Annotated in this window: 16 protein-coding genes, 1 tRNA gene, 2 rRNA genes and 1 other annotated feature; of the genes, 5 read left to right on the top strand and 14 right to left on the bottom strand. The window is 32.7% G+C overall.

Annotation, left to right across the window (positions count from 1 at the left end; genetic code table 11):
* Positions 1-13: 13 nt before the first annotated feature.
* The 3 genes from M2214_RS06450 to M2214_RS06440 form a co-directional block, all read right to left on the bottom strand.
* Positions 14-991 (bottom strand): S66 family peptidase, encoded by a 978-nt coding sequence (locus tag M2214_RS06450; protein WP_248483946.1) that lies wholly within the window; start codon positions 989-991, stop codon positions 14-16.
* Positions 988-1,383 (bottom strand): ribosomal maturation YjgA family protein, encoded by a 396-nt coding sequence (locus M2214_RS06445; RefSeq protein ID WP_248483944.1) that lies wholly within the window; start codon positions 1,381-1,383, stop codon positions 988-990. The genes M2214_RS06450 and M2214_RS06445 overlap by 4 nt, the downstream gene beginning before the upstream one ends.
* 85 nt (positions 1,384-1,468) lie before the next feature.
* Complete coding sequence (locus tag M2214_RS06440) at positions 1,469-1,633, bottom strand: hypothetical protein (RefSeq protein WP_248483942.1); 165 nt, start codon at positions 1,631-1,633, stop codon at positions 1,469-1,471.
* A gap of 213 nt (positions 1,634-1,846) precedes the next feature.
* Between M2214_RS06440 and M2214_RS06435 the strand changes: the two genes are divergently transcribed.
* Positions 1,847-4,075, top strand: coding sequence for a multicopper oxidase family protein (locus M2214_RS06435; protein WP_326521608.1), 2,229 nt, complete (start codon positions 1,847-1,849; stop codon positions 4,073-4,075).
* 70 nt (positions 4,076-4,145) lie between these two features.
* Here M2214_RS06435 and M2214_RS06430 read toward each other — a convergent pair whose 3' ends face one another.
* Positions 4,146-7,571 carry a pyruvate carboxylase gene (locus M2214_RS06430; RefSeq protein WP_248483940.1) on the bottom strand — a complete coding sequence of 1,142 codons (3,426 nt, stop codon included), beginning with the start codon at positions 7,569-7,571 and terminating at the stop codon, positions 4,146-4,148.
* 359 nt (positions 7,572-7,930) lie between these two features.
* Between M2214_RS06430 and M2214_RS06425 the strand changes: the two genes are divergently transcribed.
* Positions 7,931-9,262 (top strand): aminotransferase class V-fold PLP-dependent enzyme, encoded by a 1,332-nt coding sequence (locus tag M2214_RS06425; RefSeq protein ID WP_248483938.1) that lies wholly within the window; start codon positions 7,931-7,933, stop codon positions 9,260-9,262.
* 45 nt (positions 9,263-9,307) lie between these two features.
* On the opposite strand, the gene M2214_RS06420 is transcribed toward M2214_RS06425, so the two are convergent.
* From M2214_RS06420 to M2214_RS06400, 5 genes are all read right to left on the bottom strand, one after another.
* Positions 9,308-10,576, bottom strand: a complete 1,269-nt coding sequence (locus tag M2214_RS06420; protein WP_248483937.1) for a replication-associated recombination protein A — start codon at positions 10,574-10,576, stop codon at positions 9,308-9,310.
* A 227-nt stretch (positions 10,577-10,803) separates the two neighbouring features.
* A complete protein-coding gene (gene codY, locus M2214_RS06415) occupies positions 10,804-11,583 on the bottom strand; it encodes a GTP-sensing pleiotropic transcriptional regulator CodY (protein ID WP_248483935.1) in 780 nt (259 codons plus the stop codon).
* Positions 11,584-11,715: 132 nt separating this feature from the next.
* On the bottom strand, positions 11,716-13,782 hold the full coding sequence (topA, locus tag M2214_RS06410) for a type I DNA topoisomerase (protein ID WP_248483933.1): 2,067 nt from the start codon (positions 13,780-13,782) through the stop codon (positions 11,716-11,718).
* An 18-nt stretch (positions 13,783-13,800) separates the two neighbouring features.
* The gene (gene dprA, locus M2214_RS06405) at positions 13,801-14,892 is read right to left on the bottom strand and encodes a DNA-processing protein DprA (RefSeq protein ID WP_248483931.1); all 1,092 of its coding nucleotides are present in this window, start codon (positions 14,890-14,892) and stop codon (positions 13,801-13,803) included.
* Between the two features lie 319 nt (positions 14,893-15,211).
* Positions 15,212-15,655 carry a YkvA family protein gene (locus M2214_RS06400; protein WP_248483929.1) on the bottom strand — a complete coding sequence of 148 codons (444 nt, stop codon included), beginning with the start codon at positions 15,653-15,655 and terminating at the stop codon, positions 15,212-15,214.
* A 185-nt stretch (positions 15,656-15,840) separates the two neighbouring features.
* Here M2214_RS06400 and M2214_RS06395 point away from each other — a divergent pair, with 185 nt between their 5' ends.
* A complete protein-coding gene (locus M2214_RS06395) occupies positions 15,841-16,194 on the top strand; it encodes a hypothetical protein (RefSeq protein ID WP_248483927.1) in 354 nt (117 codons plus the stop codon).
* A gap of 47 nt (positions 16,195-16,241) precedes the next feature.
* Here M2214_RS06395 and M2214_RS06390 read toward each other — a convergent pair whose 3' ends face one another.
* The 4 genes from M2214_RS06390 to M2214_RS06375 all read right to left on the bottom strand — a co-directional run bounded on the left by M2214_RS06390 (position 16,242) and on the right by M2214_RS06375 (position 17,183).
* Positions 16,242-16,703, bottom strand: coding sequence for a CPBP family intramembrane glutamic endopeptidase (locus M2214_RS06390; protein WP_248483925.1), 462 nt, complete (start codon positions 16,701-16,703; stop codon positions 16,242-16,244).
* A gap of 133 nt (positions 16,704-16,836) precedes the next feature.
* A 5S ribosomal RNA gene (rrf, locus tag M2214_RS06385) occupies positions 16,837-16,953 on the bottom strand.
* A 35-nt stretch (positions 16,954-16,988) separates the two neighbouring features.
* Positions 16,989-17,105, bottom strand: a 5S ribosomal RNA gene (gene rrf, locus M2214_RS06380).
* Between the two features lie 4 nt (positions 17,106-17,109).
* Positions 17,110-17,183: transfer RNA gene (locus M2214_RS06375), tRNA-Gly, on the bottom strand.
* Between the two features lie 48 nt (positions 17,184-17,231).
* Positions 17,232-19,955 (bottom strand) — a sequence feature (most likely nonfunctional fraction of RNA operon).
* Positions 19,956-20,261: 306 nt separating this feature from the next.
* On the opposite strand from M2214_RS06375, the gene M2214_RS06370 reads away from it, so the two are divergent.
* Together M2214_RS06370 and M2214_RS06360 are read left to right on the top strand one after the other, a co-directional pair.
* Entirely contained in the window at positions 20,262-21,269 is a 1,008-nt protein-coding gene (locus M2214_RS06370) for a lamin tail domain-containing protein (protein ID WP_248483923.1), read from the top strand.
* Positions 21,270-22,131: 862 nt separating this feature from the next.
* A complete protein-coding gene (locus M2214_RS06360) occupies positions 22,132-22,620 on the top strand; it encodes a DNA-deoxyinosine glycosylase (RefSeq protein WP_248483921.1) in 489 nt (162 codons plus the stop codon).
* Between the two features lie 48 nt (positions 22,621-22,668).
* Here the strand turns inward: M2214_RS06360 and M2214_RS06355 are convergent, their stop codons facing one another.
* Positions 22,669-23,259 (bottom strand): TlpA family protein disulfide reductase, encoded by a 591-nt coding sequence (locus M2214_RS06355; protein ID WP_248483919.1) that lies wholly within the window; start codon positions 23,257-23,259, stop codon positions 22,669-22,671.
* Between the last annotated feature and the right edge of the window lie 5 nt (positions 23,260-23,264).

The raw sequence follows: 23,264 nt of genomic DNA, 5'->3' as shown, positions 1-23,264 counted from the left end.
ATCCCCCCTTAACCTAATGCTTACTTATTAAAATTTTACTACAATCATATTCTGCCACTATTTCTACCTCTCCACCTATAGGGAATGTTATATGAGGAGTTGTATGCCCAAAATCTACATCTGCAATTACAGGTATATTATTTAATTCTTTCTTTGTCTTTATTATTTTTATTATCTTTTCTTTTGTAATTTTCGATCCTACTTGGAATCTCCCAATTACTATTCCTTTTACTTTATCAAAATCAGGTTGATGAATTAATGATTGTAAATCTCTATCAAATTCTTCAGCGAAACTTGAAGATGTGTCTTCTATAAACACAATTTTATCTTTCAAATCAGGCATATATTTAGTTCCTTGAAGTAAATTGAGGGTACAAAGATTGCCTCCTATAGCCTCTCCTTTAGCACTTCCTTTGTTTACAGTTATATATCCATTATTTTCATAAAACATTCTATTATTTTGATCTAAAAACCACATATCGTCACTCCATTTTTCAGAAGGTGTTAATTCAAATACTTCCTCACTCATCAAGCACTTTTTGAAATAGTCTATAGTATAATCTATCCCTTTTTCCATTCCAAAAGTTGAATAATGTGGTCCTGAGTATGTTACTAAGCCTGTTATTTTATAAATTGCATTAGATAAAATAGTTATATCTGAATACCCACAAATTATTTTAGGATTGTTTTTTATAATATCATAATCTATATAATCCAATAATTGATTTGAATTAAATCCTCCTATAACAGTAAGTATACATTTTACATTATCATCTAAAAAAGCTTCATGTAAATCATTTACTCTAGATTGTATTGAAGAAGAACTAAATTCATCAATTTTCTCACAGTTTTTAGAAAATGTAACCTTAAGCCCCATCTTTTCTAAACATTTATTAGCTATATTTCTTGTACTTTCATCTATTATTCCTAGACTTCTAGCTGGTGCTATAACTCTTATTTCATCTCCTGCTTTCAATTTATTTGCAATCATATTAGCCCTCCTTTTTTGTTTATATAATACTTCTCAATTGTATATCCAGTCAAAATTCCAGCGCTATAACAAACTAAATCTGACCACAAAAATCCAAACCCTAAAACCAATCCTCCAAGTGTAGTTGTTCTTATGCTATCTATCAACGGTGAATGATACAGTTGACTTATTTCTATACAGTAGCTAAATACCAAAGAATATATAGCTACCTTTAATATGCTAGATTTATTAAATATAAATCCCATTACGAAAAACACCATTAGACCCCATAATGTATCAGGCAAATAGCTTTTAATAAACTCTGGCATATTACTTAATTTTCTAGATACTAATCCCATTATTATTACTATAATTATAAAAATAAAATATATATATCTATTTCTCTTATTCATTCTATACCACCTTTATTTTTTCTATAATATATTTAACAGGCTTATACATAAAATTTATAATCATGAATAATTGTATTTTATTTTTTTAAGTGTTTTCAAAACCTCTCCTACTTTCAGGTAAAGTAATTGAAAATCCTGACTTTTCACTACTAAACCTCAAATTGTCCAAATTCTTTTTCAAAGATGCACAACTAATAAATAAAATAAGTATTATTGCTAGTAAAATAAAAACATTTCTTTTAAGTTTCATAATATCCCCCTCCTTTATTCTCTAATCCCCATCCCTAATTTTAACATTATTTTTATATTTTTCAATCCATTTATCACGAATATGATACTTAAGATTTATTAATTTTTTATTTTAATATATAAAAAGCACATTCTGATCCAAATTTCATAGTATATAGATTAGAGGAAAAAATTTATTCTTAAAATAATTTTTATAAAAAAGGGGACTATAGATATGGCAAAACCATTAAATCCAAAATGCATACCTAAATATGTCAATCAATTACCTATTCCTCCTGTATTCAAGCCCACTATTGTGAAAGATCCAATTACAGGAGAAGACATAAGTCATAATTATACAGTTACTATGACTGAATTTATGCAACAAATCCTTCCTCCTATGTTCCCTCAGACAACTGTTTGGGGATATGAAGGTAATGTTGAAGATCTATGTACAGGTGAAGTTTCTTGTTTTCGTAGTTCTCCAGGTGCTACCTTTGAAACTATTCGAGGAATACCTGCCAATGTACAGTGGATAAATAATATTACGGAACCAAATTTATTTGCAGTAGATCCTACATTACATTGGGCAAATCCTAATAATATACCAACACCAACACCACCATTTCTGCCATTTCCTCCAGGATATACTTTAGCACAGAATCCAGTTCCCCTTGTTACACATTTGCATGGTGCAGAGGTTAGATCTGATTCTGATGGTGGTCCAGATGCGTGGTTTACGGCTGGAGAGGAAAACAAGGGGTCAGCATTTTTAAAGTCTCGTTATACCTACCCCAACACACAAGAGCCAACTACCCTTTGGTATCACGACCATGCGCTGGGAACCACACGTCTTGGAGTATACGCAGGCCTTGCTGGATTCTATTTGATAAAGGATCCAAATAATAAAATATCTCCACTTCTTCCAAGTGGTCTATATGAAATTCCTATAGTTATTCAAGATCGTTCATTCAATAAAGATGGCTCATTATTCTTTCCTAGCAATGGTGTCAATCCTGATGTTCACCCTTATTGGAGACCTGCATTTGTAGGTAATGCTATTACGGTCAATGGAAAGGTATGGCCTAATTTGAACGTTGAGCGTAGACAGTACAGATTTAGACTTCTTAACGGATCAAATACTAGAACATATAACTTAAAACTTTCAAATGAACAGCCATTTATTCAGATTGGTTCTGACGGGGGCTTTCTACCTTTCCCTGTAACATTGAATGAACTACTAATTGCACCAGGAGAGCGTGCTGACATCTTGATTGATTTTTCAATATTAGATCCAGAAACAACTATTATTATGACTAATGATGCTAATGCACCTTTCCCAAATGGTAGAGCTCCTGATCCAGATACGGTTGGACAAATTATGCAGTTCACTATACTCGATACACCTGTAGTCCCACCAACTAAACTTCCTGCAAAGTTGAATAAAATCCCTGTGCTAACTCCAGATGAACAAAAGAAGATTTTAACTTTAAATGTAGTACGAGGACCTAACGGTGCCCTTGAATTGCTGTTAGATGGTCAAACGTGGGGGGCTCCAATTTCAGAATTACCTATAGTAGGATCAACGGTTGAGTGGGAAATTGTGAATCTTACCAATGGTGCACATCCAATCCACATACACTTGATACAGTTCCAAGTTGCAAACCGCCAGAACTTTGATAATGTAGCATACCGTGAAGAATGGATCAAACTCAATGGTGAACCTCCTCTTAATCATCCAACCGTACCATTGCCAGTTGACCCATTCCTAGAAGGTAGTCCTATTGACCCACCTTTAAATGAACGTGGGTGGAAAGATACTGTTATAATGCTACCAGGAGAAGTAACTAGACTTAAACTTAGATTTGCACCACAGGATGCTGATCCTAAAAAAGTTAATCCAGGAGTGAATTTATTTCCATTTGACCCTACATTTGGTCCTGGTTATGTATGGCATTGTCATATTCTAGATCATGAAGACAATGAAATGATGAGACCACTTAAAGTTACGTCTTGTCCTATACCTGTAGCTAATCCGCAATCTTGCTGTCAAGTTATGGTTGAGGGAAGTACTCAATTAGTTCCACCAGCTCTAAAAGATTCACTTATTGTTCATAAAAACACAGTCTATGCTGAAATTGAAAGAGTCTGCCCTGAGAATGTTCTTATCACTGGTTTTATCCGAAGAACTATTAGCTATACTGCCGCTTTAGATAATGGAATTGAGCAAGAGAAAGAAATTGTAGATGATACTCCTTTCCAATGTGTAATCGATAGAGACGATGCTAATGAAGGTGATGAGTTTAGAATTGTAGGTTCAACCATATTATGTGAAGTTTTTGCTCATACCCAAAACTTTGGAACACAACCTATTACAAATGAACCTTTAGCTTATAAATTTGTGGAAAAGGATATTGTTAAGGTTTGCATAAGAAAAGGTTGTGTAGAGATACCAACAAAATAGTAGATCTCTTGTAATAAACCTTATAGTAAGATTAAAAAAAGAATCCTCATAATTGAGGATTCTTTTTTATTTATTTCATAGATATTAATAACTCTCTATCAGAAACCACATCGGCTTCCTTTACATAAACCTTATCTATAACCCCATTACTTCTAGACACTATAGTCGTCTCCATCTTCATAGCTTCTATTATTATAACAGGTTGATTTTCTTTAACTTCATCTCCCTCTTTAACTAATACCTTTACAACCTTTCCAGGAATACTAGCTCCAACTTCAAGTTTGTTGTTCAGGTCAGCTTTAAGAACTGTTTTTACATTCATTGAGAAGTTCTTATCTTCTATTTCAACTTCTCTTCTCATACCATTTAATTCAAATGTTAGTGTTCTTTTTCCATCTTCTTTAACATCTGCTATTTCTACCAATTTTATAGTTAAAACCTTACCAGGTTCTATTTCAACTTCACACTCTTCGCCTTTATTAAGTCCATGGAAGAACACATCACTTTCAAGCTTTGATACATCATTGTACTCCTTAAGATGAGATAAATACTCTTCATATACTTTAGGATATAAGCAATAACTTATTATATTTCTGATATTAGTCTCCATATGGAATTTTTCGTCTAACATTTTCTTGATTTCATCAAAGTTTACATCTTCTAAAAGTTCCCCAGGTCTTACATCAATAGGCTCTTCTCCTTTTAAAACGATTTTTTGTAAATCTTTAGGGAATCCTCCTTCTGGTTGCCCTATCATTCCTCTAAAGTAATCTACTACCGAATCTGGGAATGAAACTTCTGCTCCTTTTGTAACTATATTCTCTTTATTAAGATCATTCTTAGTCATGAATATAGATAAGTCTCCAACTACTTTTGATGAAGGTGTAACTTTTATTATATCTCCTAATATCTCATTAGCTTCTTTATAATTGTCTTTTACTTCTTTAAACTTATTTCCAAGTCCTAAGCTTTCAACTTGAGGTTTTAGGTTAGTATATTGTCCACCAGGTATCTCATATTTGTATATTTCTGCTGATGATGTCTTTAAGTCACTTTCAAATTTAGAATATACGCTTCTAAGTTCTCTATAATATTCTCCTATTTCATGTATTCCTTCAAGGTCTATTTTAGTATCTCTTCCCGTATTTCTTAATGCTTCTACTAAGCTGTTCATAGATGGTTGACTTGTAAGTCCTGCCATAGATTCAACCGCAGTATCTACTATATCAACTCCAGCTTGTGATGCCATAAGAAGTGTTGATAGTCCATTTCCACTAGTATCATGAGTATGAAGGTGAATTGGAACTCCTACTTCTTCTTTTAATGCCTTCACAAGTTCATATGCTGCATAAGGCTTTAGAAGACCTGCCATATCTTTTATAGCTATCATATGAACTCCCATTTTTTCAAGTTCTTTAGCCATATTTATATAATATTTAGTAGTGTATTTAGTTTTAGTAGAATCTAATATATCTCCACTATAACATATTGTACCTTCTACTAAACTTCCTGTATTTAAAGCTTCGTATATAGGAAGTCTCATGTTATCAATCCAGTTTAAGCTATCGAATATTCTAAATATATCTATTCCTTTGCTTGATGATTCTTTAATAAATTCTTTTAATACGTTATCTGGATAGTTTTTATATCCAACTGCATTAGAAGCTCTAAGAAGCATTTGGAACATTACATTAGGTATATTTTCTCTAAGTTTTTCAAGTCTTAGCCATGGCGACTCCTTAAGGAATCTATATGCAACATCATAAGTTGCTCCTCCCCACATCTCAAGAGAGAATAAATCATTCATATTATGACTTACTGCTTTTGAAACTTTTAAAAGGTCGTTAGTTCTAACTCTAGTAGCAAATAATGATTGATGTGCATCTCTCATAGTGGTATCAGTTATGAATAGTTTCTTCTCATCTTTAACATACTCCATAAACTTTTTAGTACCAAGCTTTTTAAGTAAGTCTCTAGAACCTTCCATTATTATAGATTCATCTATCTTAGGTGGTTTTGGCATATCAAAGTCTTTCTTAGTTTCTTTAGCTTCATTAATTGTTACATTACCTATGAATTGTAAAAGCTTTGTACCTCTATTTTTACCTTCTCTTATATCAAATAATTCTTCTGTTTCATCAACAAACTTAGTATCACACTTACCATCTACAAAATCAGGGTGATTTAATACATTTACCAAAAATCCTATATTAGTCTTAACCCCTCTTATTCTAATTTCCTTTATAGATCTTAGCATCTTTCTTATAGAATTTTTAAACGTTCTATCCCAAGATATAGTCTTAACCAATAAACTATCGTAGTGAGGTGTTATTTCAGATCCTGTAAATCCATTTCCTCCATCAAGTCTTATACCAAAACCAGATCCTGTTCTATAAACATGTATTTTACCTGTATCTGGCATAAAGTTGTTCTTAGGATCTTCTGTAGTTATTCTACACTGTATTGAATATCCATTTAACTTTATATCATCTTGAGACTTTATATTTATTTCTTCACTATCTAATTTATAACCTTGAGCTACAAGTATTTGACTTTGAACTATATCAATTCCAGTTACCATTTCAGATACAGTATGTTCAACCTGTATTCTAGGATTCATCTCTATAAAATAATAGTTCTCATCAGCATCAACTAAAAACTCAAGAGTTCCTGCACTATGATATCCTACATGATTTGCAAGCTTTAAAGCATCCTCACATATTCTATCTCTAACATCTTCACTTAGTCCAAATGCTGGAGCAAATTCTATTATTTTTTGATGTCTTCTTTGAACAGAACAGTCTCTTTCATAAAGATGAACTATATTTCCATGCTTATCTCCAAGTATTTGAACCTCTATATGCTTTGGCTTTTTCAAGTATTTTTCTATAAATATGCAAGCCTTTCCAAAGGCTTTTTTAGATTCACTAACAGCTCTGTCAAACTCTAAAACTAAATCTTCTTCTCTTTCTATTACTCTCATACCTCTTCCGCCACCGCCATTAGACGCTTTAAGCATAATAGGGTATCCTATTTGTTTTGCTATTACTTTAGCTTCTTCTGCTGTTTCAATAGAATGATCAACACCAGGTATTGTAGGTACATTTGCTTCTTTAGCAACCTTTTTAGAGTTTATTTTATCTCCCATTCTGTCCATAACCTCAGGAGATGGGCCTATAAACTCAATACCATTTTCTCTACACATTCTAGCAAACTCTGCATTTTCTGATAAAAATCCATAGCCAGGATGTATAGCATCTATATTCTTCTTTTTAGCTATATGAATTATAGATTCCATATCTAGATAAGCTTCAATAGGCCCCTTATCTTCTCCTACCAGGTATGATTCATCTGATTTACTTCTGAAAAGACTGTACTTGTCTTCCTTTGAATATATCCCTACAGTTCTAATACCAAGCTCTGAACAAGCTCTAAATATTCTTATCGCTATTTCTCCTCTATTAGCTACCAATACTTTTTTAAATTTTTTAACCATATCTACGCCCTCTTTCTTCGAATTATATTTCTATTTTAACATATATTGTTCGTGTTTTTCTATAGTTTTAGTATTTTTTTAATTTTATTCCATATTACTATAGTATTAAATTATGCTAAAACTGTTTTTTTAATCTTTATTATCTTTTTCACATATCCATTCTTTATTTTATTAATTTTTTAGTTATTTACACTTTATTTTATTAATTCATTTCATTATATTCTTAATTAAATAAATTGTCAATCTTTTAGTACATTCTTATTTTGCAATTTATTCATCCAATTATTCATTCACCTTTAATTTAAAATGGACATAAGATAATTGTAAATACTGATTTTTTAAAGTAGGTGAATAGTTTAATGTTTAATAAATATAGATTTTTAATATCTGGAGTTAATACTAAGGTCCCACTTGAAAACAAAAAAATGGTTACTTATATAAACTTTGATAATGCTGCTACAACTCCACCTTTTATATCTGTACTTAAAGAAATACTTTCTTTTTCAAACTGGTATTCATCAATCCATAGAGGTAAGGGATATAAATCTCAGCTTTCTTCCGACTTATACGATGAATCCAGAGAGGTAGTTGCTAATTTCGTAGGTGCAGATATAAATAATAAGGAAATTATTTATGTCAAAAATGCAACAGAAGCTATAAATATGCTTTGTAATATACTTTATAAAGAGGACAGTAATTCTGTTGTTTTATCTACTTGTATGGAGCATCATTCTAATGATTTGCCGTGGAGAAAGGGTAATATTGATTATGTAAAAATAGATAGTTTAGGAAGACTCGATTTAAATGATCTAGAAGAAAAATTGATTAAATACAATGGAGATGTTAAACTTGTAACAGTTACAGGAGTGTCAAATGTAACAGGATACAAAAACCCAATACACAAAATAGCTAAAATAGCTCACAAGTATAATTCAAAAATACTAGTAGATGGAGCTCAACTAGTTCCTCATACAAAAGTAAATATGAAAAACATCAACGCGCCAGATCATATAGATTATTTGGTTTTTTCTGCTCATAAAATGTATGCACCTTTTGGAAGTGGGGTATTGATAGGACCTAAACCTACATTCAAAAAGAGTAACCCTGACTACGTAGGAGGTGGAACAGTAGACATTGTCACTCATGAAACCGTACTTTGGGCAGATCCTCCAGATAAAAATGAATCAGGTACCCCTAATTTAATGGGTGTAATAGCCCTTACAAGAGCAATCAAAACTTTGTCACTACTAAATATGAAAAACCTAGAAAAGCATGAGGATAACCTGTTACATTATGCTATGAGAAGTATGAAAAATATACCTGATATTAAAATCTATGGTGACACTTACAATATACAAGATAGAACCAGCATTATTCCATTTAATATAGAAGGTATTTCTCATGAATCAGTAGCAAAAATACTATCTTTAGAATATGGAATAGGTGTTAGAAATGGATGTTTCTGTGCTCAACCTTATATTCAAAACCTTCTTAATGTACCAAAGGAAGTAATAAAAGAAAAAATGCTAATGCCTAACTCTCCAAAGCCTGGAATGGTTAGAATAAGTTTTGGTATATATAACGATTTTAATGAAATAGATGTCTTGATAAAAGCCTTATATAGAATAGTTAATAATAAGCAACATTATATAGATAAATACGAAGACAAAAATACTGTTCACAGATGTTAATTTAAAAAAGGGTTTTGTATATGTTCAAACACATACAAAACCCTTTTAATTTTCTCTTATAAACTTTAAATAGTTCTCTATATTTCTCTCCATTTTATTATCACCAGGTTCATAATATATAGAATTCTTTATATTATCAGGTAAGTATTGTTGCTCTACGTAATTGTTCTTATAACCATGAGGATATTTATACTGCACACCTCTGCCTAAGCTCTTAGCTCCACTGTAATGGGCATCTTTAATATGATTAGGTATCTGGCCAACATCTATTGTATCTAGCTCATAAAGAGCCTTATCTATAGCTTTATAAGCAGAATTTGACTTAGGAGAAGTTGCAAGTAGTAAAGTTGCTTGAGCAAGTGGCATTCTAGCTTCTGGGAACCCTATTTGATTAGCACTGTCTACGCACGCCTTTACTATGGTAATAGCATTTGGATAAGCCATCCCTATATCCTCGCTAGCAATAACTAGTAACCTTCTACATATACTTATAAGATCTCCTGCCTTTATAAGCCTTGCCAAATAATGTATGCTTGCATCAGGATTACTTCCTCTAATAGACTTTTGAAATGCGCTTAATATATCATAGTGACTATCTCCTGATTTATCATAATTTAAAACACTTTTTTGAGTACATTCCTTAGCCTTCTCTATGTTTACATTTATTTCACCATCTTCATTTGGATTAGTTGAATAAATACAAAGTTCGACACTGTTAATAGCTCTCCTTAAATCTCCACCACTTACACTTGCCACATAATCTATTGCATTTTCATCAAATACTATATTTATATCGAATAAATCTTTTTTTATAATCAATATAGCTCTTTTAATTCCTTTTATTATATCGCTTTTTTGTATACTCTTAAATTCAAATATAGTAGATCTACTTAATATAGCTTTATAAATATAGTGATATGGATTTTCTGTAGTACTTGCAATCAATGTTATTTTTCCATTTTCCATAAACTCTAAAAGTGATTGTTGCTGCTTTTTATTAAAGTTTTGGATCTCATCTAAGTAAAGTAAAATACCATTTATACATTCTAAGCTATCTAAATCTCTTATAATCTTTTTAATATCTTCTAAAGATGAATTAGTAGCATTTATTTTGTAAAACTTTTTATTAGTTTTATTGGCCACTATATTAGCAACAGTAGTTTTTCCTACTCCAGGCGGTCCATAAAATATCATATTAGTTATATATCCAGATTCTAATATTCGACTTAATATTTTATTTTTCCCTATCAAATGACCTTGTCCTACTATATCATCTATTTCTTTAGGCCTTATTCTATCAGCTAATGGTTTCATATACCCCACCAATCTTTACCTTAATATAAAAAATTCGCTTAATGCTAACGCATAGCTCATATCGCCAACGAGTCCTACCGGGCTCCTTGTTTAAAAATAGTTGCAGTTCAGTTCTCGAATCAATATTATATGAAAATTGGAGCTTATATAATCTCCTTAAAGATTAAAAAGTCCTAATATTATTTATGACATTTTTGTTATAAATAATATAGGACTTTAAATAAATACTATTTTTTAATTTTATTTAACTCATCTAGTAATTTAGGGTTAAGTATTCTTATGTGAGTTCCCTTCATACCTAATGATCTAGACTCTATAACTCCTGCACTCTCGAACTTTCTTAATGCATTAACTATAACAGATCTAGTTATTCCTACTCTGTCTGCTATTTTACTAGCAACAAGTAGTCCTTCCATTCCATCAAGCTCATTGAATATATGCTCAACAGCTTCAAGCTCTGAATAAGAAAGAGTTCCTATGGCCATTTGAACTACAGCCTTCTTTCTCATTTCTTCTTCCATCTCTTCAGATTTAGCTCTAAGAATTTCTAAGCATACAACTGTCGCACTATACTCAGCAAGTACTATATCTTCATCCGTAAACTCACTATCAAATCTAGCAAGTAATAAGCTTCCTACTCTTTGTCCACTACCCATAATAGGAACTATAGTTGTAAACTTGCCAGACCCCTCAACATCATGCTTAAATATTTCTAAGAATTTATCTCCAGTTATATTCTCAACAGTATCCGTCACCTTCATTATATTGCTTGTATATTCCTCTGGTAATTTTTCTTCTCCAGTATCTTCATCAGATACAATAAGGCTTCCTTTAATATCTGTTAGATGCACTCCTAAGATTTTACCTTTTCCACTTATTATATAAGTGTTAGTATTTAAAACTTCACTTAATATTTCACATAATTGTGGGAAAGAAACAGGTTCTGTACCTGATTTTTGTAATATTTTATTTATTTTTCTAGTTTTTTGAAGTAGTTCGCTAGCCATAATATCCTCCTCTTTACACTGTATATCTTAATCTAGGAAAATAAGAAATTTTTAGAATCTTTATAATCTTCCACACTATATACACTACACATTTGAAATGTTATCACAATTATTTAAATTAATCAACATATTTTAGCTAATTTTCGACTTTTTTTCATAATCACATTCTTTATTCGAGCATATTATTTTTTTCTCTTTTTTCGTTTCTTTATGAACTAAATATTCGCCACATTTTTCACAATTTTCTCCAGTAGGTTTATTCCATGAAATAAAGTCACATTCTGGATATTTATCACACCCATAAAATATTCTTCCTTTTTTACTCTTTCTAATTATTATTTCTCCTTCTTTACACTTAGGGCATTTGACACCAGCTTTATTAAGAAGAGGTTTTGTAGTTTTACAATCGGGATAATTTTTACAAGCCAGGAATTTTCCAAATCTACCATATTTTATAACCATATTAGATCCACATTTTTCACATATTTCATCAGTTTCTTGTTCTATAGTTATTTTTTCTATCTTTTCTTGCGCTATTTCTATAGCTTCTTCTAATGGTTTATATACATGTTTTACTACATCTTTCCAAGGCATATCTCCTTCTTCAACTGAATCAAGCATATTCTCCATATCTGCGGTAAAATCTAAATCTATAAATTTTTGAAAATTTTCTTCCATTATTTCATTTACTAAAAGCCCCAGTTCAGTTAAGTATAAACTATTTCCTTTTTTCTCCACATATTCTCTAGCAAGTATAGTACCTATTGTAGGAGCGTACGTACTAGGTCTTCCTATACCCAACTCTTCTAAAGTTTTAACAAGACTTGCCTCTGTATATCTTGCTGGCGGTTGTGTGAAGTGTTGCTTTGGAATTATATTATCTGCCTTAACTTTCATACCCTCTTCTATTTTAGGAATTAACTTGTCTTCTTTATTTGAAAATGTATATACTTTTAAGAAACCATCAAACTTAAGCTTATGACCTGTTGTTTTAAATACATAATCCCCAACTTTAGCTTTTACATTATAATTTTCATATACTGCATCTTTCATCAAGCTCGCTACAAACCTTGTCCATATAAGATTGTATAGCTTATATTGTTCATCACTTAAAGAGTCTTTAATAAGTTCAGGTGTTCTATCTATACCTGTAGGTCTTATTGCTTCATGAGCATCTTGTACTTTTTTACCTTTTTTCTGCTTGTTTTCAAAACCCTTGTAATAGTTTTCTCCTAAGTTTTCTAATATATAATCTTTACCTTTTCCCAATGCTTCATCTGATATTCTAGATGAATCAGTTCTTATATAAGATATAAGACCTACTGTTCCTTGACCTTTAATCTCAATACCTTCATACAGTTGCTGCGCCACTATCATAGTTTTCTTTGTAGAGAAACCTAATTTATTAGCTGCTTCTTGTTGTAAAATACTTGTTGTAAATGGTTTAGGACCAGATTTACGTCTTTCTTTAACTTCTATATTTTCTATAGTTAAATCTTTATCAGATATTTCATTTAATATAGCATCTACTTGATCTTTATTTTTCAAGTCTATTTTTCCATCTGATTTTCCATAAAATTTAAATTCAACTTGCTTTTTTTCTATTTCAGATATTACATCTATTGACCAGTATTCTTCAGGTTCAAACTTATTTATTTCTCTTTCCCTATCAGATATTATTTTAGTGGCAACAGATTGTACTCTTCCGGCACTAAGACCTTTTCTTATTTTTTGCCATAAAAGAGGACTTATCTTATATCCTAACAATCTATCAAGTACTCTTCTAGCTTGTTGAGCATCTACAACCTTTTCATCTATCTCCCTTGGATTCTTTATAGCTTTTTTTATAGCTTCCTTTGTTATTTCATTAAATTCTATTCTACAATTAGAAGATTCCTCTAATTTTAAAATATGAGCCAAGTGCCAAGATATTGCTTCACCTTCTCTATCGGGGTCAGTAGCCAGAAAAACTTTTTCAGCTTTTTTAGCTTCCTTCTTTAATTCATTAATAACAGGTCCTTTTCCCCTTATATTAATGTAATATGGTTCAAAATCATTTTCTATATCTACCCCTAATTTACTTTTAGGTAAGTCCCTCACATGTCCAACGGATGCTTTAACTGTATAATTTCTACCTAAAAATTTGCCTATAGTTTTAGCTTTAGCTGGTGATTCAACTATAACTAGGTTCTTTGCCATTAAGTGCACCCCCAAAATTTATTTTATACTATATATTTTATTTCCTAACTCCGTTACTATACCCTTTATTTCTAGAATATTTAAAATTCCTAATATATCTTTTATATTAAGCCTAGTATGCTCACAAATAAAATCTACATGCAACGATCCGTTATTTTTTAATATTGTAACTATTTGTCCCTCATCATTAGATAAATCTATCTGCTGCTCATTTTCTTTCTTCAAATTTAGATTATAAGGTATATCATATTCCTCCAATATATCATCTACACTCGAAACAAGTTTGGCACCTTCTTTTATTATTTTGTTACTTCCTTTACTCATATGAGAATTAATGTTTCCAGGAATAGCAAAAACATTTTTTCCATGATCTAAAGCGTAGTTCATTGTTATTAATGATCCGCTTCTCTCACTTGCCTCAACTATTAAAACTCCATCAGATATACCACTAATTATCCTGTTTCTCATAGGAAAGTATCCTGGTCTAGCTTCTGTTCCAGGTGGATATTCACTCAATATAATTCCGCCACTTTCAATTATATTGTTCATAAGATGTATATTCTGCTTTGGATATGGCTTATCTATGGAAGATCCTAATACTGCTATAGTTTTTGAATTTCCATTTAAACAGCCTAAATGGCTGTAATAATCTATCCCTACTGCCATACCACTTATTATATTAATTCCAAGTGATGATAGTTCCTTACTGATTTTATTTGCACAAAACACTCCATAATTAGTAGGCTTTCTAGATCCTATCATAGCTATACAAAACTCATTTAATAATTCCTTATTTCCCTTAAAGTAAAGTATATGTGGTGGGTCATATATATGTTTTAACCTTTTAGGATAATTAGAATTATTTATTGTTATGTAGTTTATTTCATGTTTTTTTAGATTTTCCTTTATCTGGTCTAAATAAGTCGAACTTCTATAGTTTACTATATTTTTCTTTATTTTTAAACTTATATTTGGTATTTTATATATTTCTTCATCAGATATAATATTAAAATCTTGAATATCAGCAAAATAATCATCTATTTTTTGTATAGTTTTATATCCTATACCTTTTATATTAGATAACAAAAGGTACATATCATCCATATTCATAAATAAACTCCTCGACATTTTATAATTTATTGGATATTATGCACATTTTACATACCATTATACATTAAATAAATTAAAATGCAAAATAAAGAAGTCTTTTCTAAAGATTTCAAATAAAAAATTCGTCTAGTTGCTACACACTGACTCATGTCGCCAACTATCCCTATGGACTCCGTTATCAAAATTCACATGCGTTCATGACGCCAACATGTCTAACGACTCTGTTGCTTAAAATAGTTGCAATTGTAGTTCTTTCATCAATGTTACCCACAGAACGAAAATTTTATAATCTCTTAGTGTATAAAAAAATGTCTTCGCTTTATAAAGCGAAGACATTTTCTCTATTTTTTTCCCATATTAAAAAATCATCTAATTCACATTTTATATTACTCAATACAAAGTATACTACTATCATATCATCTATATAGCCTACGTTCTTCATTGAATCGGGTATAAAATCAACTGGACTTATAAAATAGTTAATCGCTACTATAGCCCATACTATAGACTCTATATTTATACATTTATATTCTTCTTCATAATACGCTTTAACCAGTTTATATAAGTTTCTCATATTGCTAATAAATTCAACTACTTTTTCTTCATTTTCATCAAACTTTATATTATTCAATTTATAATCTACTTGTAAAAGTATCTCTTCTATTTTATTAATATCATTTGAATAAATCTGAGCATTTTGTCTAGCGTTTTTAAAGTACTCAGAACTCAATATATCTTTAGCTACTTGACTTGGATTTATCATTAAATAAACCACCCTTTCTGTATTGCTTTATATAATATTATATCAAAATACTATACATTTATATATATATTTAATAAATCCTTAATATTTTAGTTAAATTATTACTTAATATCCAATAAAAAACTAATTATTATTTTAAAAATTGAAAATAATAATAGTAAGTATAAAAAAAAGGATGTGATTTTGTGGATAGAAAAGATAATGGTATTAACAGACATGATGACGCAATTAATAATAATGACAAAACAGAATACGCACCAGAATTGACAGCAGGCAATAGATATAATGTTAAAGAAAACAGAAAAGATAATACCAGTTCAAGTATTATGGGATATTTAGCTATTCTCGCTTCTATAGTATCTTTATTTACTTATCCCGTAACATTTGGAGTTATTGGTATAATACTTGGTATAATATCTATATATTCAGGTGCTAAGACACTTGGATACTGGGCAGTCGGTATAGGAATTGTGACAGCTGTTGGAAGTTTATTCTTCAGAGTAGCTCTATTCTCTTATATCTTCTCTATGTTCTATTAGTTCAAATAAAAAGCTGTCTCAAAATAACTTTGAGGCAGCTTTTTTATTTAATTATATATCATTATAAATAGATTCCATGTAGCATGAATTGAAAATACTATCCAAAAGCTATATTTAGTTTTATCTTTATAAACTAAATATGAATAAGCAAATATCATGCCTCCAGAAAAAAATGTCTCTACCGCATACTGAGGACTATATGTATGGTTTAATGAAAATATAAAAGATGATATTATAACTATTAAATATTTTCTTTTTCTAAGTTCAGACCATGTACAACATAATGATATTAGCACTTTTTGATAAATTAAAGTTTCAAAAAAAGGCGCTATAATTACACTTTCTAAAAATTGATTATATTTAGATATAAATACATGTCTAGCTCCATTATTATCCGGTAAAAAAACAAATAAATTCATTCGAGCTATGCAATAATTTATAATAAACATAGTTATTATGAACAATATAATAGGTAAATTTTTTAGGAAGTTGTCTAATTTTTTTAACACACAATTTCCTCCTAAATAAAAAAGTCTTTATTCTAAATGCTTCTAATGTAGACTTTTTTAAAATTCGTAACGGAAATTATACTTATCCACAATTCAAATAGGAATATAATTTCCTACTCATAAAAAAAAGATTACGTGGCTACGTCCTACTCTCCCAGGGAGCTGCCCCCCAAGTACCATCGGCGCTAAAGAGCTTAACTTCTGTGTTCGGAATGGGAACAGGTGTATCCTCTTTGCTATAGTAACCACATAATCTTTATTGTTTTGTTTGATTCTTTATGGATCATGTAGCTATGTCCTACTCTCCCAGGAGGCTGCCCTCCAAGTACCATCGGCGCTAAGGAGCTTAACTTCTGTGTTCGGAATGGGAACAGGTGTATCCTCCTTGCTATAATAACTACATATTTGGAGCGGGTGAAGGGAGTCGAACCCTCGCAGCCGGCTTGGAAGGCCGGAACTCTACCACTGAGCTACACCCGCATACTAAGTATTAATATTAATACTTTCAAAATTGACCAGATTTTAAATTTGGTTAAGTCCTCGATCTATTAGTATTCATCAGCTGAACTCATTACTGAGCTTACACCTTGAACCTATCAACCAGGTAGTCTTCCTGGGATCTTACTCATAAAGATGGGAAATCTTATCTTGAGGTTGGCTTCGCGCTTAGATGCTTTCAGCGCTTATCCATTCCATACATAGCTACCCAGCTATGCCACTGGCGTGACAACTGGTGCACCAGAGGTATGTGTCCCTTAATGCTTGGACCTACATATCCAATAGTAGGATAGCCTATCCTTCTGCGTCACCCCATTCTTCAAACGATTATCGGTAGTACAGGAATCTCAACCTGTTGTCCATCACCTACGCCTTTCGGCCTCGGCTTAGGTCCCGACTAACCCTGAGCGGACGAACCTTCCTCAGGAAACCTTGGGTTTTCGGCCCGTAGGATTCTCACCTACGTCTCGCTACTCATGCCAACATTCTCTCTTCACTGCAGTCCACTAGTCCTTCCGGTCTAGCTTCAACCCGCAGTGAATGCTCCCCTACCCATTGACAAAGTCAATGCCGTAGCTAAAGCTACTAACTCGTTGGCCCGTCCTCTACAACGAAATTTTACTTTCGCTTCATCATGGGTAGGTCGCTCGGTTTCGGGTCTACGACAAGTAAAATCGCCCAGTTAAGACTCGCTTTCGCTACGGCTCCAGACCCTAAGTCCTTAACCTTGCTACTTATCGTAACTCGTTGGCCCGTTCTACAAAAAGTACGCGGTCACACTAAAAATGTGCTCCCACAGCTTGTAGGCATAGGGTTTCAGGTTCTATTTCACTCCCCTTCCGGGGTTCTTTTCACCTTTCCCTCACGGTACTATACGCTATCGGTCACCAAGAAGTATTTAGCCTTGGGGGTGGTCCCCCCAGCTTCCCACAGGGTTTCACGTGTCCCGTGGTACTCTGGAGTATGCTCGAAAGTCTTCTTGTTTAATCTACAGGACTATTACCTTCTATGGTGGGTCTTTCCAAACCTCTTCGACTACAATACCTCTTTCTTATGAGCATATCCGCAACCCCTATGAAGAAAACTTCATAGGTTTGGGCTCTTCCCCTTTCGCTCGCCGCTACTTAGGGAATCGATTTTTCTTTCTCTTCCTCGAGGTACTTAGATGTTTCAGTTCCCTCGGTTCCCCTCCTCAGACTATGTATTCATCTAAGGATACCTAGACATTACTCTAGGTGGGTTTCCCCATTCGGAAATCTCCGGATCAAAGATTGCTTGCATCCCTTCCGATACGGCTACCTTGTTACGACTTCACCCCAGTCATTGATTTCACCTTCGGCAGATTCCTCCTTGCGGTTGGATATCTGACTTCGGGCGCCCCCAACTTCCGTGGTGTGACGGGCGGTGTGTACAAGACCCGGGAACGCATTCACCGCGACATTCTGATTCGCGATTACTAGTAACTCCAGCTTCATGCAGGCGAGTTTCAGCCTGCAATCCGAACTGAGACTAGCTTTAAGAGATTAGCTTGACCTCGCGGTTTCGCAACTCTCTGTACTAGCCATTGTAGCACGTGTGTAGCCCTAAGCATAAGGGGCATGATGATTTGACGTCATCCCCACCTTCCTCCGAGTTATCCTCGGCAGTCTCTCTAGAGTGCCCACCTAAAATGCTGGCAACTAAAGATAAGGGTTGCGCTCGTTGCGGGACTTAACCCAACATCTCACGACACGAGCTGACGACAACCATGCACCACCTGTCACCTCAGTCCCCGAAGGGAAAGCTTCGATTAAGAAGCGGTCTGAGGGATGTCAAGCTTAGGTAAGGTTCTTCGCGTTGCTTCGAATTAAACCACATGCTCCGCTACTTGTGCGGGTCCCCGTCAATTCCTTTGAGTTTCACTCTTGCGAGCGTACTCCCCAGGCGGAGTGCTTAATGCGTTAGCTGCGGCACCGAGGGGGGTAACCCCCGACACCTAGCACTCATCGTTTACGGCGTGGACTACCAGGGTATCTAATCCTGTTCGCTCCCCACGCTTTCGTGCCTCAGCGTCAGTTACAGTCCAGAGAGCCGCCTTCGCAACTATTTCACCGCTACACTAGGAATTCTACTCTCCTCTCCTGCACTCAAGCCCTGCAGTTTCAAAAGCTTACTACGGTTGAGCCGTAGCCTTTCACTTCTGACTTACAAGGCCGCCTACGCACCCTTTACGCCCAGTAATTCCGGATAACGCTTGCCCCCTACGTATTACCGCGGCTGCTGGCACGTAGTTAGCCGGGGCTTCCTCCTAAGGTACCGTCATTATCTTCCCTTAGGACAGAGCTTTACGACCCGAAGGCCTTCATCGCTCACGCGGCGTTGCTGCATCAGGGTTTCCCCCATTGTGCAATATTCCCCACTGCTGCCTCCCGTAGGAGTCTGGACCGTGTCTCAGTTCCAGTGTGGCCGATCACCCTCTCAGGTCGGCTACCCATCGTCGCCTTGGTAAGCTTTTACCTCACCAACTAGCTAATGGGACGCGGGTCCATCCTATACCGCTAACGCTTTGACATTTCTAAGATGCCTTAAAAATGTGTTATCTCGTATTAGCATATCTTTCGATATGTTATCCGTGTGTATAGGGCAGGTTACCCACGCGTTACTCACCCGTCCGCCGCTAAGATTAAAAAGCAAGCTTTTTAATCTCCGCTCGACTTGCATGTGTTAGGCACGCCGCCAGCGTTCATCCTGAGCCAGGATCAAACTCTTAAATAAAAGTTTGTCAGTACTCAGTAAACTGACTTTATGTGTTGTTTCCGAAAATCACTGATGTGATTTATTTATAACCTACTGTTTAATTTTCAAAGTTCATTTTGCGTTTCTTGTTTGCCTCGTTTTCGAGGACAAGTAATACTATATCATCTTTAAAATAATCCGTCAACACTTTTTTTCATTTTTAAAATGTTTTCTTTTTTTATTTTTATTGTCTTTTTGAAAAGGTTTTTGTAATTATTAGTCGAATATTTGTTCTATAGGATTTATTTTCAACTATTATATAACAAGGAAAGGAAGTTGAATATTTTGAAGAAAAATTTAAACATACAAGCGCTTATGTGCTTTATAACAGCTATGCTACTTTTAAATGGATGTAGTAATACTGATGAGAATATTGTTTTAGATGAAGAACAAGTAAAAAGCGAAGAAGTATTGATAACAGAAGATTCACTTGAAGGAAATAAATTAATCGAAGTTGATGGTGGGAATCAATCAGGCCATAGAGAGCCTAACGTTGTTGTAGATATAGGATATGGTGATAGAGAATATTATTCTTATACGAATGAGTATAGTCAGTTGGTTAAAGTAACATCTAAGAAAATTACTTTGCAGGATGAATCTACTGAGCCTGTTCTATCAACTGGAAGATATTATTACGATGAAGCAAAAGTACCTGGAGTAGAAAGTCCAACTTTGGATGAAGGTCATGTTATAGCTGATTCTCTTGGTGGTGTTTCAAATGCATATAATATAACACCCCAAGAAAGCACACTTAACAGACATGGCGATCAAGCTTATATGGAAAAAGTTATCAGAGAGGCTGGTGGTTGTACAGATTTTGTTGCTGTTATAACTTACCCAAATACAAACACTCAGATACCAAATCATTATAGTTACACATACACAATTAATGGAAATGTTGTCCATGATGAATTTGACAATGTGAATCCAGATGAAGTCAATGCAAAATTAGAAACAAATGTATCAACTGAGAACCAAACAAATACGACGAGTAAAGAACTAATGATTACTGCTCTGGATAAAAAAGCTGAATATATTGTAATTACAAATTCAGGAAGTAAGCCAGTGGATCTTACAGGGTGGAAGATTGTATCAGTAAGAGGTAATCAGTCTTTTACATTTCCGAAATTCACTTTAGATTCAAATTCATCTGTAAAGGTTGGCGACTCTGCTAAAAACTCAGATGTAGAACTTCATTGGCTTGATGACAAAGGTACTTGGAGCAATAGCAAAAGCGATCCTGCAGAGTTATATAACACTAAAGGCAAACTTGTTGATAGATTCGATGATTAATAGATTAAATGAAAGAAGCATCTGCTTTTGTGGGTTTTGTGATTATTTAAGGATATTGTATCACCTACATATGCCGTAATATTATATGATGACTTAAACAATTATTCGTTAGTATTAAAGATTAGTTATAAAAATAATTCATTTTTATTTACTGGAGATTGTGAGGATGTTTCTGAAGAATAGATGAAAAATATTATAGCAAAGATTGTAGTTATTTAAAAATACTCCAATTCCTATAGATTTGCAAGAAGCGCAAGAATCCTATACACCTTGTTCTAAATGTAATGTTAAATTAAATTAATATTTTTAAAGGATTTTAGTTTTTTTTGTCTAATTATATATACACAGGATGAAACACCTCACAATTAGTACTTTCGTACTTTTTAATACCAACATTTTGTTTTTATACACTTCCCTCCAAGAAGTGTATATTTTTTTATATAAATCTTAAACATATATAAAACCCCAACCCAATAAATAAACTCATTAAGAATACCTTCTTTCTTTTTCTATACAACCTTTTTTTATTTTTTATTTTTTTATATACTCTACTCATATTGAATCCCCCCTTTTACCTATTTTAAAAATTCTACATAAACTTTTTTTATCCTTCTATCTTGCAGGTGGATGATTTTTTATAATGTGTAACTCCTTCCACCTTCAAATACAGCATCAATTTTTTTGACTTTGTTTTTCATTTGCTTCATCCCCTTTTATGATTTCTATACAGATATATACAAAATCTTTCAAAACAATTAAAAGTATACTCTATTTTAAAATCTTCAATAATAATTATATAGTTATATAATTTAATTATTGGGTATAATCTTTAAATAATATGAATTCTAGTGGAGTGATATAAATGTCAAATATACAATCATTTTTTCCTATAATAGACTCTAAGTCCAAAATCTTAATACTAGGTTCTATTCCTGGAAAAGAATCGTTAAGACAACATCAATATTATGCATATCGCCAAAATCAATTTTGGAAAATAATTTACACATTATTCGATACCCCTATTGATGATGATTATGAGAATAGAATATTATTTTTGAAAAAAAATAATATAGCTTTGTGGGATGTTATAGAATCATGCTATCGAGAGGGAAGTCTTGATTCAAATATTAAAATGGAACAAGCTAATGATTTTGAATCTCTGTTTAAGAATTATCCAAACATAAAATATGTATTTTTCAATGGATTAAAGGCATATAACGTATTCAAGAAGAAAGTAGGATTTGATTTTGAAAAGATTGAGTTTCAAAGATTAGAATCTACGAGCCCTGCTAATACTAAAAAATTTGAATACAAGTTAGATAATTGGAGTGTAATTAAAAATGTTAAATAAAAAATGAGAATCGTATACGATTCTCATTTTTTATTTGTATATTTCTATTTATTCACGCTCTCTTATTTGTTCTAATATATTATTCATTTTATCATACGTCATCATACCTTGAACTGCGCCTAATAAAATACCATTTTTATCTACGAAATATGATGTAGGAAAAGCACTAACTAAGTAAGTGATGGACGTTTCTCCCTTTTCATCAAGCAAAACTGGAAAATCATAGTTTCCTTTATCAATATATGATTTAACCTTTTCTTTGCTTTCTCTAACATCTACACCAAGAACAACCAAATCTTCATTTTCCTTATGTAGCTTTTGTAAATCAGGCATTTCCTTATCACAGTATCCACACCATGTAGCCCAAAAATTTATAAGAACTATTTTTCCTTCATAATCAGATAATGACACTTCTTCTCCATTCAGATCCTTAAGTGTAAAACTAGGTGCAATCTTTCCAACAGCTAATTCTTGAGATTGCTCATCTATGTTTTCTTTATCAGTATTTTCTTTATCAGTATTTTCTTGAACTGTATTATTACTTACATCCTGTTTAATATTATTTTGCCTATTAAAAGTATAAATACCTCCAACAAACAAAGCTATACCCAAAATTATAACAATCAACTTTTTATTCATACCAA

The organism is Tepidibacter aestuarii, from assembly GCF_934924865.1.
GTDB lineage: Bacteria > Bacillota > Clostridia > Peptostreptococcales > Peptostreptococcaceae > Tepidibacter_A > Tepidibacter_A aestuarii.
The sequence above is the reverse complement of the archived record's forward strand: the minus strand, read 5'-3'. Positions and strand labels throughout refer to the sequence as shown.

Coding starts and splice junctions, on each gene's coding strand:
- codY (WP_248483935.1), bottom strand. CDS start 11,583: ATGGCTAGCGAACTACTTCAAAAAACTAGAAAAATAAATAAAATATTA.
- M2214_RS06450 (WP_248483946.1), bottom strand. CDS start 991: ATGATTGCAAATAAATTGAAAGCAGGAGATGAAATAAGAGTTATAGCA.
- M2214_RS06420 (WP_248483937.1), bottom strand. CDS start 10,576: ATGAAACCATTAGCTGATAGAATAAGGCCTAAAGAAATAGATGATATA.
- M2214_RS06360 (WP_248483921.1), top strand. CDS start 22,132: ATGTCAAATATACAATCATTTTTTCCTATAATAGACTCTAAGTCCAAA.
- dprA (WP_248483931.1), bottom strand. CDS start 14,892: ATGAATATGGATGATATGTACCTTTTGTTATCTAATATAAAAGGTATA.
- M2214_RS06430 (WP_248483940.1), bottom strand. CDS start 7,571: ATGGTTAAAAAATTTAAAAAAGTATTGGTAGCTAATAGAGGAGAAATA.
- M2214_RS06445 (WP_248483944.1), bottom strand. CDS start 1,383: ATGAATAAGAGAAATAGATATATATATTTTATTTTTATAATTATAGTA.
- topA (WP_248483933.1), bottom strand. CDS start 13,782: ATGGCAAAGAACCTAGTTATAGTTGAATCACCAGCTAAAGCTAAAACT.
- M2214_RS06425 (WP_248483938.1), top strand. CDS start 7,931: ATGTTTAATAAATATAGATTTTTAATATCTGGAGTTAATACTAAGGTC.
- M2214_RS06435 (WP_326521608.1), top strand. CDS start 1,847: ATGGCAAAACCATTAAATCCAAAATGCATACCTAAATATGTCAATCAA.
- M2214_RS06440 (WP_248483942.1), bottom strand. CDS start 1,633: ATGAAACTTAAAAGAAATGTTTTTATTTTACTAGCAATAATACTTATT.
- M2214_RS06355 (WP_248483919.1), bottom strand. CDS start 23,259: ATGAATAAAAAGTTGATTGTTATAATTTTGGGTATAGCTTTGTTTGTT.
- M2214_RS06400 (WP_248483929.1), bottom strand. CDS start 15,655: ATGATAAATCCAAGTCAAGTAGCTAAAGATATATTGAGTTCTGAGTAC.